General features: G+C 68.3%; 9 protein-coding genes. 2 read left to right on the top strand and 7 right to left on the bottom strand.

Features of this window, described 5'->3' with window-relative positions; genetic code table 11:
* Positions 1 to 3 precede the first annotated feature (3 nt).
* The 6 genes from NU688_RS11065 to NU688_RS11040 form a co-directional block, all read right to left on the bottom strand.
* On the bottom strand, positions 4 to 4620 hold the full coding sequence (locus NU688_RS11065; RefSeq protein WP_257860652.1) for a type I polyketide synthase: 4617 nt from the start codon (positions 4618 to 4620) through the stop codon (positions 4 to 6).
* Positions 4620 to 9920 (bottom strand): non-ribosomal peptide synthetase, encoded by a 5301-nt coding sequence (locus NU688_RS11060; RefSeq protein ID WP_257860651.1) that lies wholly within the window; start codon positions 9918 to 9920, stop codon positions 4620 to 4622. The genes NU688_RS11065 and NU688_RS11060 overlap by 1 nt, the downstream gene beginning before the upstream one ends.
* Positions 9917 to 10678, bottom strand: a complete 762-nt coding sequence (locus tag NU688_RS11055) for a thioesterase II family protein (protein ID WP_257860650.1) — start codon at positions 10676 to 10678, stop codon at positions 9917 to 9919. Before NU688_RS11055 ends, NU688_RS11060 begins: the two co-directional genes overlap by 4 nt.
* A complete protein-coding gene (locus tag NU688_RS11050) occupies positions 10678 to 10929 on the bottom strand; it encodes an MbtH family NRPS accessory protein (RefSeq protein WP_257860649.1) in 252 nt (83 codons plus the stop codon). Before NU688_RS11050 ends, NU688_RS11055 begins: the two co-directional genes overlap by 1 nt.
* Before the next feature lie 196 nt (positions 10930 to 11125).
* Positions 11126 to 11374 (bottom strand): DUF4880 domain-containing protein, encoded by a 249-nt coding sequence (locus NU688_RS11045; protein ID WP_257860648.1) that lies wholly within the window; start codon positions 11372 to 11374, stop codon positions 11126 to 11128.
* Positions 11375 to 11495: 121 nt separating this feature from the next.
* Positions 11496 to 12035, bottom strand: a complete 540-nt coding sequence (locus tag NU688_RS11040; RefSeq protein ID WP_257861196.1) for a sigma-70 family RNA polymerase sigma factor — start codon at positions 12033 to 12035, stop codon at positions 11496 to 11498.
* Between the two features lie 317 nt (positions 12036 to 12352).
* On the opposite strand from NU688_RS11040, the gene NU688_RS11035 reads away from it, so the two are divergent.
* Positions 12353 to 13162, top strand: coding sequence for a 4'-phosphopantetheinyl transferase superfamily protein (locus NU688_RS11035; protein ID WP_257860647.1), 810 nt, complete (start codon positions 12353 to 12355; stop codon positions 13160 to 13162).
* Positions 13159 to 14004, top strand: a complete 846-nt coding sequence (locus NU688_RS11030) for a plasmid replication/partition related protein (RefSeq protein ID WP_257860646.1) — start codon at positions 13159 to 13161, stop codon at positions 14002 to 14004. Before NU688_RS11035 ends, NU688_RS11030 begins: the two co-directional genes overlap by 4 nt.
* 33 nt (positions 14005 to 14037) lie before the next feature.
* Here the strand turns inward: NU688_RS11030 and NU688_RS11025 are convergent, their stop codons facing one another.
* Positions 14038 to 14622 carry a YSC84-related protein gene (locus NU688_RS11025; RefSeq protein WP_257860645.1) on the bottom strand — a complete coding sequence of 195 codons (585 nt, stop codon included), beginning with the start codon at positions 14620 to 14622 and terminating at the stop codon, positions 14038 to 14040.
* Positions 14623 to 14778 lie beyond the last annotated feature (156 nt).

The following is a 14778-nucleotide window of genomic DNA, read 5'->3' as shown; positions in this document are numbered from 1 at the left end:
TTTTCAGACGGTTGCGGGCGAGCGATCGGGCTCGGCATCGGCCGGAACATCGGCCTCGATTTCCTCGATCAACCGGGTCTCGACCAGGATCGCAAGGTCGCGAATGGTGGGTGCCTTGAAAAAGGCGGCCGGATGCAGCTCGACCTCGTAGGCCTTGCGTGCACGGGCCAGAATCTGGATCGCGAGCAGCGAATCGCCGCCCAGCTCGAACAGGTTGTCGTCGATGCCAACGCTGGCGATGCCCAGCATGTCCTGCCAGATGCCCGCGAGCACGTTCTCCAGCTCGCCTTCCGGCGCGACGAAAGGCGTAGCCAGCGCGGGGCGCGGATGTTCGCGGCGCTTCTTCTTCGCGACCGGGCCGGTCTCCAGCAGGTCGAGCATGCCGTTGTCCAGCTCGCCGAGCCGCTGGTTCAGGTCGGTGGTGGAGATCACGACCTGCGCGAACGCCGGGCCGTTGACGATGCGCTCCACCGCCCGCGCGCCCTCGGGGCCGTCCATGCCGATGCCCTCGGGCAGCACGCGGCCAGCCGCCATGCCGAGGTCGCGCCAGGCGTCCCAGTTGACCGAGATGACGGGGTACGTCGCACTGCGTTGCCACAGCGCGGCCAGCGCGTCGAGGTAGGCGTTTGCGGCGGCGTAGTCGCTCATGCCGAGGCCGCCGGCCATGCTGGAGATCGACGAACACAGCAGCACGAAATCGAGCGGCTCGTCACGCAGCGCGTCGAGCAGGAAGCGGGTGCCCTGCAGTTTGGGTGCGAAGACTTCGTCGATGGCGGCGCGGGGGCGGGTCGCGATCATTCCGCTGTTCGCGTGGCCGGCCGCGTGCACGACGCCTTGCACCATGCCGAAGCGGGCGCGGGCCTCTGCGGCGGCGGCTTGCATCGAGGCTGCATCGGCCACGTTGGCCGCGACGACGAGCACTTCGCCGCCCAGGTTTTCGAGTTCGATCAGTTGCACGAGCATGGTCCGCAGCGCCTGGGGTTGCGCTTCGTCCGCGACGAGGGCTTCCCACTGGCTGCGTTCGGGCAGCGGTGTGCGCCCCAGCAGCACCAGCCGTGCCTGCCACGACTCGGCCAGGTGCCGTGCGACCGCGAGCCCCACGCCACCGAGACCGCCGGTGATCAGGTACACGCCCTTGGAACGCAGGCGCTGCTGCGGCGCGGCGCCGGACGGCAGCGGCGCATAGGTCTTGACCCAGCGATGCGGGCCGCGATAGGCCACGAGCGTTTCGTCGTTCGGCGCCTGTGCCGGTGCGGCGAGTTGTCTTGCGAGCCACGATTCGGCGGCGCTGCCCGGCACGGGCAAGACGATGTCAGTCACGCGGCAAGCGATGTGCGGATACTCCTGCGCGATCACCTTGCAGAGGCTGAACAGCGTCGCCTTCTCGGGGCACAGCGGTTCAAGGCCGGAGACATCTTCGATCTGGTTCGCGACGACTTCGATCGAGAGCTTGCGCGCGCGTCCGCCGGAGGTGCTGTCGATGGCCTGAATCAGCGCCAGCAGGCTGAAGTAGCCGCGCTCGAGCACGTCCTCCGATTGCGGCAAAGACGACGAAGACGACGGCTGGCCGTCCACGCTCCACAGGTGATAGACCTTCGCGACCGACCCGGATTCGGCCTGCACCTTGCGCAAAAGCTCTTCGTGATCCGCACGCTCGCCCGGGCGTACCGTGAACTGGCGCGCTCCCGTTTCGGCAAAGCCGCTGCCCGGCGCCACGCGAACCACCGGGTGCGCGGGCGCTTCGGCCTGCAGTTGGCGAATCAATGCGTCGGTCAAGCCGCTCGTCTCCGCGAACACCAGCGTGCAGCCGTCGGCCGGTGCGGGGGCTGCTGGCGTACTCGCAGGCTCCGTGCGCTGCCAGACCGGCACATGGAATGCGTCGCCCGGCTTCTGCATGGACGAGGTCGCCACTTCGCTGCCCGCGTCGGGCATGTCCGTCCAATAGGAGCGGCGCTGGAACGGGTAGGTCGGCAGCGGCACCCGGCGGGTTTGCCGTCCGGGATGGCACGCGGCCCAATCGATATCGACGCCCGCGCACCAGAGCTGGCCGATCACGCTCGCCATCTGGCGTTCGTTCTGCGCCTGCTTCTGCGGATGGGCCTGGCTCGACAGGACGGCCGCCGCCGAATCGGCCAGCGGATGCTGGCGCGCGAGGCCGGCCAGCGTCTCGCCGGGACCGACTTCCAGCAGCACGCGGCCCTCGACGCGCAGCAGTTCCGCCACGCCGTCCGCGAAGCGCACCGTGCCGCGCAGGTGCTGGCCCCAGTAGGCCGGATCGATCGCCTGCTGCGCCGTGATGGGCTTGCCGGTGACGTTGGAGATGAAGGGAATGCGGGGCGCAGACCGCGGCACCGAAGCGACCACCTGCTGCAGCTCGGCCACGATGGACTCGGTCATCGCCGAATGGGAGGCGATCGAGACCAGCAGGCGGCGCGGCATCAGGCCGCGCGCGAAGAGCTGCTGCTCGGCCGCCTCGATGGCCGCCATCGGCCCGGCGAGCACGCACAGTTGCTCGCCGTTGATCGCCGCGATGTCGCAGCCGGTGGCCAGGAAAGGCGCGAGTTCGGCTTCGGACAGGGCGATGGCGGTCATCGCGCCCGGCGACATCGACTGCATCAGCCGGCCGCGCGTGGCCACGATGCGCAGCGCGTCTTCCAGGCTGAACACGCCGGCCAGGCACGCGGCAACGTACTCGCCCAGGCTGTGGCCCAGCATCACGGCGGGCTGCACGCCGCGCGACATCCACAGGCGCGCCATCGCGTACTCGACGATGAACAGCAGCGGCTGCGTGTATTCGATGCGGCCGAGCTGCTCGTCGGCCGCGGCTTCGCCACCGGCGGCCGGATAGAGCAGCTGCCGCAGGTCCATGCCCATCACCTCGCGCAGCGCGGCGCAGCAGCGATCGATCTCCTCGCGGAAGACCGGATGGTCGCGGTAGAGCGCGAGCCCCATGTTCGCGTGCTGCGTGCCGCCGCCCGGGAAGAGGAACGCGACCTCGGGTGCCGACGCGGGGATGCCGCTCGCCTGGTCGAAGTCGCTTTCGGGCGCACGCAGCGCCTCGACGGCGGTTGCCGACCCGTCGGCAACGACCGCGCCGCGAACCGCCAGCGCGCGCCGGCCGGTCTGCAGCGTCTGCGCGACATCGACGAGCGATGTGCCAGAGCCTGCTTCTTCGAGATGGCTGGCCAGCCGTTGCGCGGCTTGCTGCAAGGCGTCGGTGTTGCGGGCGGAGAGCGGCAAGACCTGCCAAGCCGGTGCATTTGCTTGTGCGGACGGACGGGCCACCGGCGCCTCTTCGAGCACCACGTGCACATTGGTCCCGCCGATGCCGAACGAACTCACGCCCGCGCGACGCGGCGTACGGCCTACGGGCCAGGGCTGGCGCTGCGCATTCACATAGAACGGGCTGCTCGCGAAATCGATCTGCGGGTTGGGCTTCGTGAAATGCAGGCTGGGTGGCAGCACGCCGTGTTTGAGCGCCATCGTGGCCTTGATGAGCCCCGCCACGCCGGCCGCCGCATCGAGGTGGCCGATGTTGGTCTTGACCGAACCGACCGCGCAGAAGCCGCGCCGCTCGGTGTCGGCGCGGAAGGCCTGCGTGAGCGCCGCGATCTCGATCGGATCGCCCAGCGTGGTGCCGGTGCCATGCGTCTCGATGTAGCCGATGGTGTCGGCCGAGACGCCTGCGATCAGTTGCGCCGCGCGGATCACTTCGGCCTGCCCGTCGATGCTGGGCGCGGTGAAGCCGACCTTGGCGGAGCCGTCGTTGTTGGCCGCGGTGCCCTTGATGACCGCGTGGATGGTGTCGCCGTCGCGCAGCGCTTCGTCCAGGCGCTTGAGCGCGACGACGCCGGCGCCGCTGCCGATCACCGTGCCGGCGGCATCGGCGTCGAAGGCGCGGCAATGGCCATCGGGCGAGAGGATCGCGCCGGCCTGGTAGCGGTAGCCGCCCTCTTGCAACAGGTTGAGCCACACGCCGCCGGCCAGGGCCATGTCGCAGTCGTGGCTCAGGAGCGCCTGGCAGGCTGTGTGAACGGCGGTGAGCGACGTGGAGCAGGCGGTCTGCACGCTCACGGCGGGGCCGCGCAAGTTGAGCTTGTAGGCAACGCGCGTGCACAGCGAACCGCCGGAGTTGCCGCTCATGAGGCCGAGCAGGTCGGCAATGCCCGTGTGTGCGCCGAGGCCGAAGGACGGCAGCAGGTTGCGGATCAGGTAGACGTTGGCGCCCTCGCCCGCATACACGCCGACCTTGCCCGGCCAGCGCTCGGGATCGCAGCCGGCATGTTCGAGCGCCGCCGAGGCGCATTCGAGAAAGATGCGCTGCTGCGGATCGAGGTTCTCCGCCTCGCGGGGCGTGTAGCCGAAGAAGCCGGGATCGAACTGGTCGAAGCCTTCGAACATCACGCCGGCCTTCACGTAGTCGGGATCGTCCAGCAGGCTCTGCGGCACGCCGCGTTCGCGCAACTGCGCATCGGTGAAGCGCGACACCGACTCCACGCCGCCCTGGATGTTGCGCCAGAAGGCGTCCACATCGTCGGCGCCCGGGAAGCGCCCGGACAGGCCGACGATGGCAATCTCGAGACCGGTGGGTTCGGCGGATTCGTTGAAGGCGGTGGTCATCAATTGACTCTCTCTGCCACTTTGCGGCGTTGAAGCATGGCGGCGCGCTGGCGCAGCGCGCGGTCGTCGGCGCCCGCGGCGGAAACGGCCGCGGCTTGCGCGCCGCCCTGCTCGATCCAGCGCGCGAGCGATTCGACGGTGGGGTACTTGAAGAGGTTGACCAGCGGGAAGCTGCCCTGCAGCCGGTCTTCCAGCAACCGATGCGCGCGGATGAGCAGCAGCGAGTGCCCGCCGAGGTCGAAGAAGTTGTCATGCAGGCCGACCTGTTCGACCTGCAACACCTCCGACCAGATGGCCGCGAGCGTGCGCGCCACATGGCCCTCCGGCGCCTCGTAGGTGGTCGCGCGGCCGAGGCCTTCAGGCTCGGGCAGCGCCTTGCGGTCGACCTTGCCGTTGGCGTTCAGCGGCAGGGTGTCGAGCACCACCACGGCGCGCGGCACCATGTAGTCGGGCAGCACCTGGCCCAGTTGCTCGCGCAACGCGGCGGTGTTGACTGCCTGTTGCGCGTGTGCGGCGATGTAGGCCACAAGCGAGGCGCCCGCAGCGCCTTCGCGCGCCACCACCACGGCCTCGCGCACCGCGGGCTGCGCGAGGATCTGCGCCTCGATCTCGCCGAGTTCGATGCGGAAGCCGCGAATCTTCACCTGGTGGTCGATGCGACCCAGGTACTCGATCTGGCCCTCGGTGTTCCAGCGCACGAGGTCGCCGGTGCGATAGAGCCGGTCGCCCGCGCCGAAGGGGTTGGCCACGAAGCGCTCGGCGCTCAGGCCGGGCTTGTTGAGATAGCCGCGCGCCAGGCTCACGCCGCCGAGATATAGCTCGCCGGCCACGCCGCGCGGCACCTGATTGAGCTCGGCATCGAGGATGTGGCACTGGGTGTCGCTGATCGGCTGGCCGATCGGCACCAGGCTCTGGCCGTCGTCACGACAGGTCCAGCGCGTGACGTGGATCGTGGTTTCCGTCGGGCCGTAGAGGTTCTGCAGCGTGGCGCCGTGAAGGCGCTGCAGCGTCTCTTTCTGCGTCTCGGCGGGCATGGCCTCGCCGCCGCAGATGATGTGCTTGAGCCGCGTGCTTGACTCGATGTCCTTGTGCGCCAGGAAAGCCTGCAGCATCGAGGGCACGAAGTTGAGCGTGGTGATCTGATGGCGGCGGATCAGCTCGACCAGTCGCGCCGGGTCGCGGTGGTCGCCGGGGTTGGCCACCACCAGCCGCGCGCCCGCGGTCATGGGCCAGAACATCTCCCACACCGACACGTCGAAGCCGAACGGCGCCTTGTGCAGCACGGTGTTCTCCCGGCTGAGGTGGTAGGTGTCCTGCATCCAGGCCATGCAGCTGTGCAGCGCCGCGTGGCGCACGGCCGCGCCCTTGGGCTTGCCGGTGGAGCCGGAGGTGTAAATGACATAGGCGAGGTTCTCGCCGTGCAGCGCAACGCCGGGGGCGGTGTCGGGCTCGTTCGAGAGATCGGTGCTGTCGACCTCCAGCCGCGCGAGGCCCGCGCGCTCGGCGATGTGCTCGCGGGTGGCGCGGTGCGTCAGCAGCAGCGCGATGCCGCTGTCCTCCACCATGTAGGCCAGGCGCTGCAGCGGGTAGTCGGGGTCCAGCGGCAGGTACGCGCCGCCGGCCTTGAGGATGGCGAGCAGCCCCACCACCATCTCGACCGAGCGCTCCATCACGATGCCCACGCGCATGTCGGGCTTCACGCCGAGCGCGACAAGGCGGTGCGCGAGGCGGTTGGCGCGGCGGTCGAGCTCGGCGAAGCTCAGCGCTTCTTCGCCGAACAGCAGCGCGATGGCGTCGGGCTGCTGCTTCGCATGCTGCGCGATGGTGTGGTGCACGGGTTGGGGTTGCGGCTCGCGGCGTGCGTTGATGCTCCACCCTGCGAGCTGCGCGTTTTCCGCGGCGTCGAGCAAGGCGATGTCGCCTACTGCGCGGCCGGCGTCGGCAGAGAGGGCACCGAGCACGGCGACGTAGTGCTGCGCCATGCGCACGATGGTCTCGCGCTCGAACAGGTCGTCGGCATAGATCACGTCGAGCATCAGCCGGCCATCGGGCCGCTCGCGAGCCTCCAGCACCCAGTCGAACTGGGTCTGCAGGTCGGGCAGCGCGTGGTCCTGCACCTGAATGCCGTCCAGGCGCTGCAGCGGGCGATGGTCCTCGAAGAGGTGGTTGAACATCACCTGGAACAGCGGGCTGTGGCTCATGCTGCGCTCGGGCTGCAGGCGCTGCACCAGTTGCTCGAAGGGCAGGTCCTGGTGCGCCTGGGCGCCCAGCACGGCTTCGCGGGCTTGCGCGAGCGCGCGCGACAACGGCGTGCGACCGTCGATCGGGTTGCGCAGCACCAGCGTGTTGACGAACAGGCCGATGACGTTCTCGAACTCCACCCGGTTGCGGTTGGCGATCGCGGCGCCGACGCGGATTTCTTCCTGCCCGGTGTAGCGGTGCAGCAGCACCTGCAAGCCGGCGAGCAGCACCATGAACAGCGTGCCGCCGTCGGCCTGCGCGACGCCGCGCAGTTGGCCAAGCAAAGGCGCGGGGAGTTCGAAGGTGTGGCGTGCGGCGCGGTAACTCGCTTGCGGCTTGCGCGGGCGGTCGGTGCGCAGCTCGAGCACCGGGTGCTCATCGCCGAGCTCCTTGCGCCACCAGGCGAGCTGCCGCTCGGCCTCGCCGGCAGCCAGCCATTCGCGCTGCCACACCGCGTAGTCGGCGTACTGCACGCGCGGCACGGGCAACGCCGCGGCACGGCCCTGCAGGCGCGCCGCGTAGCCGGCTGCCAGCTCGTCGATCAGCACCTGCATCGAGGCGCCGTCGGACACGATGTGGTGCATCACCACGGCGAGCACCTGCGTGTCGTCCGCGAGGCGCAGCAGCGCCGCGCGCAACAGGCCGCCCTGGGTGAGGTCGAAGGGCGCGCTCTTGATGCGGCGGGCCTCGCTCTCCAGGCGTCCGTCGCGCTCGCCGGCGGGCACGTCGCGCAGGTCGACCACTTCGAGCGGCAACGTGCCGGCCGGCTGGATCCACTGCGCGGCAACGCCGTCGCTGCCCGCACGGAACACGGTGCGCAGCGACTCGTGGCGCGCGACCAGGTCGTCCAGCGCCGCGCGCAGCGCATCGGCCTGCAAGGCGCCGGTGAGGCGCAGCGCGCCGCTCATGTGGTACGCCGCGCTCGTCGGGTCGAGCTGCCAGAGGAACCACTGGCGCTCCTGCGCGTGGGACAACGGCAGCGCATGCTGCCGGCGCTCGGCCGGCAGCACCGCGATGGGCGCGGGCCGCGCACGCGCGCCTTCGGCCAGGCGCTGGCGCACAGCGGCGGCGCATTCGGAGAGCCGCGGGTGCTCGAACATCAGGCGCACCGGAAAGTCGATGCCCCAGTGATCTGACATGCGGGCCGCAACCTGCGTGGCGGTGAGCGAACTGCCACCGCGGGTGAAGAAATGCGCGTCGCGCGCGAAAGGCTTCGCATCGGCGGGCCGGAGCACTTCGCGCCAGATCGCATCGACGGCGCGCTCGGTCTCGTCGAGCACGGGCGCTTCGGCCTGCGCCTCGACAGGACCACCTTTGACGAACGCACCGCGCTCGTAGATCGCATACGCATCCGCGCTGCGATCGAGCCAGCCCGCGCGGCACGCGCTGCGCTGCAGCTTGCCGCTGGTGGTCTTGGGCATGCCACCCGGGTTGAGCAGCAGCACGGCCGACAGCGCCTCGCCGAACACCTCGCTGACCGCCGCGCTCAACGCCTCGACCAGCACCTGCGGCGGCACCAGCTTCTGCATGCTGCGCGACACCTCGGCAGCCGCGCCGATGCCCTCGCCATCGGGCCCGTTGGCCGCGAAGACCGCCACGCGGCCCTTGCGCACCGCATCGACCTCGGCCTCGATGACGCGCTCGATGTCCTGCGGATAGATGTTGTGGCCGCGGACGATGATCAGGTCCTTGATGCGGCCGGTCACGTAGAGCTCGCCGTCGCAGACGAAGCCCAGGTCGCCGGTGCGCAGCCAGCGACGGCCCGCACGCTCCACGAAGGTCTCGGCGGATTCGCGCGGCTTGCCCCAGTAGCCGGCGCCGATACTCGCGCCGCTCACCCAGATTTCGCCGATGCGGCCGGGCTCGACCAACACCGACAGCGTGGCGGGATCGACGATCTCGACGACATGCTCGACCGCCACCGCACCACAACCGACGAGCAGCGTGCCGTCTTCGCTCGGCACACCCACACCGCTGGCCAGGCCGTCGGCACCGAAGCTGCGCGCGACCATGCCGACGCCGCGTTTTCCGCCAGTCACGAACAAGGTCGCCTCGGCGAGGCCGTAGCAGGCGTAGACCGCGCCGGGGTCGAAGCCCGCAGGGGCGAAGCGTTCGATGAAGTCGAATTCGGTGTCGGCGCGTACCGGTTCGGCGCCGGTGTAGGCCACGCGCCAGCTCGAGAGGTCGAGCTGCGCGATCTGTGCGTCCTTCACGCGCTCCAGGCAGAGGCGGAACGAAAAGTCCGGACCGCCGCTGAGCGTGGCGCGATGGCGCGAGATCAGCTCCAGCCAGCGCACTGGGCGCTCGAGGAAATAGCGGGGCGAGGTCAGCACCAGTGGGATGCCGCTGTAGAGCGGCTGCATCAGGCCGCCGATGAGGCCCATGTCGTGATAGAGCGGCGCCCAGGAGACGAACTTGTCGTCGGGTCCGATGCCCATGCCGATCTGGATCGCATGCTCGTTGGCCATCAGGTTGCCGTGCGTGACGATGACGCCCTTGGGCGCCGAGGTCGAACCCGAGGTGTATTGCAGGAAGGCGACGTCGTCGTCGGCCGGCTCGAAGGGCTGCCAGGCGTCGGCGAGCGCGACATCGACCGCGTCGACGGCAACGATCTGCACATCGCCGAACTGGTTGCCGGCCGCCGCCATCGCGGCGCTCAAGGCAGAAGACGTGAGCACGCAGCGCGCCGCTGAATCGCTCGCCACGCCGGTGAGCCGCGCCAGGTGCTGCGGCCGCGTCGATTCGGGCGGAAACACCGGCACCGCGATCACGCCGCAGTAGAAGCAGGCCAGCATGCTCACCGCATAGTGGTCGCCGTTGTCGAGCATGACGAGTGCGCGGTCGCCCTTGGCGAACTGCTGCTGCAGGCGGGCCGCGAGCGCGCGCACGCGCTGCTCGAAGACGGTATAGGTGAAGGGCTGCTCGCTGTAGACGCCGTCAACCTCGTCGGCCACGGTGAGCCAGACGTCGTGCGGACGCCGTTCGGCCAACGCGCGCAGGTGCGCCACGAAATTGCGTGGTTGCCGGCCGGCGGATGCCGTTGCGAGCGGTTCATTCATATCTGGCCTTGATGCGCTTGAAGGGGCGCGTGAAAGTGCGCCTGATGTAGAGGCGTCGGCAGACGCCGTGCGAGCGCCGCGAGAAATGCGGTCTCGTGCTGTCGGAGAAAGAAATGGCCGCCCTCGAACCAGTCGAGCGTGAAGGTGCCGCCGGTCTCTTTCGACCAGGCCGCCATGGCCAGCGCCTCGATGTCGTCCTGGCGTCCTGCGAAGGCATGAACGGGCAACGGCAGCGGTGCTCCACCGCCGACGTGGACGTGGCTGCGGCAGACGCGGCGATCGGCACGCAACGTGTCGAGGGTGATGCGCATGAGCTCTTCGCTCGCGAACACCTCCTCGGGCGTGCCGCCCTGCTTGCGCAGCTCGGCAATGAGCGACGCGTCGTCTTCGCCGCCGTCGAAACGTTCAGGATCGCGCCGGGAAGGCGCCGCAGAGCCGGACACCAGCAGCGCGCGCGGCAGCGGCCGATACAAGGACTGAAGCCGGCGGGTCACACCATGTGCGAGCAACGCGCCCATGCTGTGGCCGAAGAGCGCGAAGTCGCCGCGCATCGCCTCGGCCTGCTCGGTGCAGATCCGCGCGACCAGCGCATCGAAGTCTTCGACGAAGGCTTCGCCCATGCGCGCGCCGCGCCCCGGCAATTCCACCGGCACGATGCGAACCCACGACGGCACGAGACGCCGCCACCGCAGGTACATGGAGGCGCTCGCGCCCGCACACGGCAGGCACAGCAGCGCCAGGGGCGCCTGAGCGCTCATCAACCTGCCGCGGTTTCCGTGGCCGGTGCGTCCGCCTGTTGCTGCATCCACTCGCGCAGCGACTTGGGCCGCATGTCGGTCCAGTGGCTCTCTACATAGGCGAGGACGGTCTTCTTGTCGCCCCGGACGCCTTCGACGGCAGTCCATCCGCCGGGAACGGCTTTCCAGTGGGGCCAGATGGAGTACTGGTCTTCGTGATTGACCAGAACGATGAAGGCCTCGTCTTCGCGGTCAAAACAGCTCGTCGACATCGGTGCATCCTTGTGTGATTGAACAGAGAAAGGAGCGCACCGCAGCCGGTCGCGGACCGGACGGAATCTCGGCGCCCCTGCCAAGAGGACGCTTCAGAGGTCGATCTGTTCATTTTTCACGGCGGTACGGCGAGCGCCGCAGGCGCGCCGGTGCCTAAACGCGCGCAGAGGGCGCGTTCACGCTGGATGCGTTTTTTTACTTGCCGGCGCGAGGCTCGGCGTCGTCGTCCGGCAGGTCGTCGCCGAAGTCGTTGACCGGCGGAACGAAACCCGCGAGGAGCCAGAGTTGGGCGGCCTTGTCATAAGCCCGGCGGTGTGCGGGCTCTGCGAGGAGCCAGGCCATCATTTCGGCGCGCGCGGCTTCGTCGAAGCTTTCGCTGTCGTGCTCGCGCTGCACCCAGTCCCACGCGGTATTCCAGATGGGATCGCCCGTTTCCTGTGTCATTCGTGAAGCTGTTCGCGTTGTCCGCCGAGGCCGGGGCTGTCGTCACTGTTGAACGGACCCGGCCGGTCCAGCGCGCATTCTCGCGGGAAACGGGCGCGATCCCGCTGCGTAGAAGCCGCAGCTAGTGTGTATCGCTCTCGAGCAGCAGGTGGCCGCACGACTTGATCGCGTTGCCGGCCTCGGCGATCAGTCCGTTTACGAGACCCAGCGCGCAGCCCAGGCGCGTCGCGATCTCGCGCTGCGTGAGGCCTTCGAGACGGTAGAGCTCGAACACCAACCGCGTGCGGGGCGAGAGGCCGGCCAGAACCTTGTCGATGGCGGTGATCACCTGGCGTTCGCACATCATGCGGTCGGGCGTCGAAGCGGTTGTCGGCATATCGAGCAGTTCCACGTCCACATCGAAGGTGCGATAGCTGGCCTCGACGCGGTGGCGGCGGCAGTAGTCCAGCGCCATGTTGCGCACCACCTGGCAGCAGTAGCCGATGGGGCGGTCGGCCTGGCGGACGCAGGGGCCGTCGGCGATCTTCAGGTAAGCGTCCTGCACGACGTCGTCGGCCAGGTCCGCCGTGTTGACGATCTTCCGGGCGACCCGCCAGAGCTGCGCCCGATGGGCAATGAAAACCTCTGCGAGCGAAGGCTCGGACGAATGCGGCAACGGCATGTTCAACACCTCTTCCTCCAGTTCCAGTGAGCGAGCCGAGACGGGCCGCAGGTCCGATTTACTACTTTCGATGCACAAATCGAAATAAGAATCATTGCTATTTATAGACGGATTTTGAGGCATTTCCATGACCCTTCCGGATCGACACTCAAACAAACGACATGAGGAGCCCCGAGAAAATCCGCCGCGGCGGATCAGGTGACCGAGCGATCCGCGAGAGAACGCGGAACCCGGCACAGGGGGTCGCGATAATAGCCGACTTCGCTTCGTGCAACCATTTGAAAAAACAAGATTGCGACGCAGCGCTGCTGCCCACCATGCATCGCGCTGCCCCCCTTCTCCCTTTGCCTGCGGGCGACATCCATCTCTGGTTCTGCCCCCATGGCGAGTCCGGCGATCCCGCGCTCGACGCTTCATATCGCGCACTGTTGACACCGCAGGAGCTGCAACAGAAAGATCGTTTCCACTTCGCACGCGACCGGCATCGCTACCTGCTGACCCGGGTGCTGGTGCGCACGATCCTCTCGCGCTATGCACCGGTCGATCCGCACCACTGGCGCTTCGCCAGCGGCACCTTCGGCCGTCCCCGCATCGATGACGGCTCGGCCATTGAAGAAACACGCGGCCTGGACTTCAACCTGAGCCACACCGCCGGCCTCATCGTGCTGGCGATTGCCCGCGACATCGAGCTGGGTGTCGACGTCGAGAACATCCGCCGCCCCGCCGTGCTCGACGCCGTCGATCACTTCTTCGCACCGGCCGAGGCCAGGTCGCTCGGCGCATTGCCGGCCGCCTCGCAGCCGCATCGCTTCTTCGAGCTGTGGACCTTGAAGGAGAGCTACATCAAGGCGCGCGGCATGGGCTTGCAGATACCGCTCGACAGTTTCGCTTTTGCGCTGGACAACCCCGGCGACGTCGGGTTCGCGCTCGCCGATCCGCATGGCAACGCCGCATGGCACTTCCAGCAACTGCAGCCCACGCCCGACCACATGGTGGCCGTCTGCACCTCCGTCGACGCGCGAATCGTGTGCCACGAGACGGCGCCGCTGCAATGGGAGCGCGTGGTGGAAGTCCGCCCGACGCGCGCATCTAGAATTCCGCCCCTTTCCCCGATCCCTCCCTCATGAACATCGTCGTCAACGAAGAACTCAAAGCCTATATCGATCCCATGTCTCCGGAGGAATACGCGGCGCTGGAACGCAGCATCCTCACCGAGGGCTGCCGCGATGCGCTCGTGCTGTGGGGCGAGGTGCTGGTGGATGGCCACAACCGCTACGGCATCTGCCAGAAGCACGGCCTGCCGTTCCAGACGGTGCAGAACACGCGCTTCAAGGCGATCGAGGATGTGCACCTCTGGATGATCGATCAGCACCTCGGCCGGCGCAGCATCTCGGACTACCAGCGCGGCGTGCTGGCGCTTCGAAAGAAAGTCATCGTCGACGATCAGCGCTCCCGCGCGCTGTCGGAAACCCCGTCATCTGACGACCCGCCTTTCGATGTCGACACGCCCGCCGGCGAATCCTCCGCCGACAACGCCAACGCCCTGCCGCCGCCCGCGCCGCTGAACAGCCGCGAATCCATCGCCAAGGCCGCGCGCCTGAGCAGCAGCCAGGTCGTGATGATCGAAAAGATCCAGAAGCAAGCTGCGCCCGAACTGGTCGCTGCGGTGAAATCGGGGGTGATCTCGATCAACACCGCCGCAGCCGTGGCCAGCCTGCCCGCCGAAGAACAAGTCACTGCCGCAAATGCGGGCAAGGACGAACTCAAGCAGGCCGCCAAGCGCGTGCGCGAAGCCAAGCGCAAGCCGCGCGAAGAATCGCCCGAGTCCACATCGGACGATCAGGCGGCCAAGCCCGATGCGGTCGAAGCACTAGAGCAACGCGTGGCCGAACTCACGCGCGAGAACGACGCCCTGCGCAGACAGGTCGCCGATCTGCAGGCGCAACTGGCGGCGCAACTGGCCGATTGACGGCGGGGCGCAGGCCCCGCGCCAGCGCCCGTCTTACAGCTGGATCTCGGTGATCTTCGCGCCCGACAGCGAGACGCCCGCTTCCAACCCCACGTTGGTCAGCACGAAGCCCACCACGGGCTGCCGGATCGTGTTGGTATCGATGCTGCCGTTGGCGCCGATGGTGGCAAGCGCCACCGTGGCGTCGGCGCCGGCCGTCCAGCCCTTGCTGCTGCGGAATTTGTCGAGCGCCGCCTGCGTGGTGAACAGGTAGATCACGGCCTTCGACTGCGCGCCGGCCTGGAAGCCCACCGAGCCTGCGGTGGTGCTGTAGTACGACTGCGTGCGGCCATTCACGCGCAATGCGCCGCGTCCGTATTCGGCGCCGACGCCCAGGCTGGCCCCGACCACGGCCGGGAACACCAGCACGCCGCTCGACTTGGAGACCAGTTCGCGCGATCCCTTCACCGAGTCGTACAGCTTGGACAGCGAGGCATCGACCTGTGCATCGATCGACGTGCGCGAGGTTGCGCTGCTGCCCTGGTCCTGCGGGCGCGTCGTGGTGCATCCGACGAAGGCAAGGCTGCACGCTGCAACGACGGACGAGAGCGCGAGCGTGCGGAGGTTCATGGTGCTCATGATGGATTCCTTTGCAAAAAGAACATGGATCGGCAGGAAAGCTCTCTGCCTGCAGCGGCAGATCGAGCCATGCTACGGCCGCCAAAACACGAGAAATCCGACGTGGGAATCCCGCCTACGCGAAGTCAGGCCGCGTGCCTGCGCTGGCGTTGGCGA

This window comes from Variovorax sp. ZS18.2.2 (assembly GCF_024701975.1).
Classification (GTDB): Bacteria; Pseudomonadota; Gammaproteobacteria; order Burkholderiales; family Burkholderiaceae_C; genus Variovorax.
The sequence above is the reverse complement of the archived record's forward strand: the minus strand, read 5'-3'. Positions and strand labels throughout refer to the sequence as shown.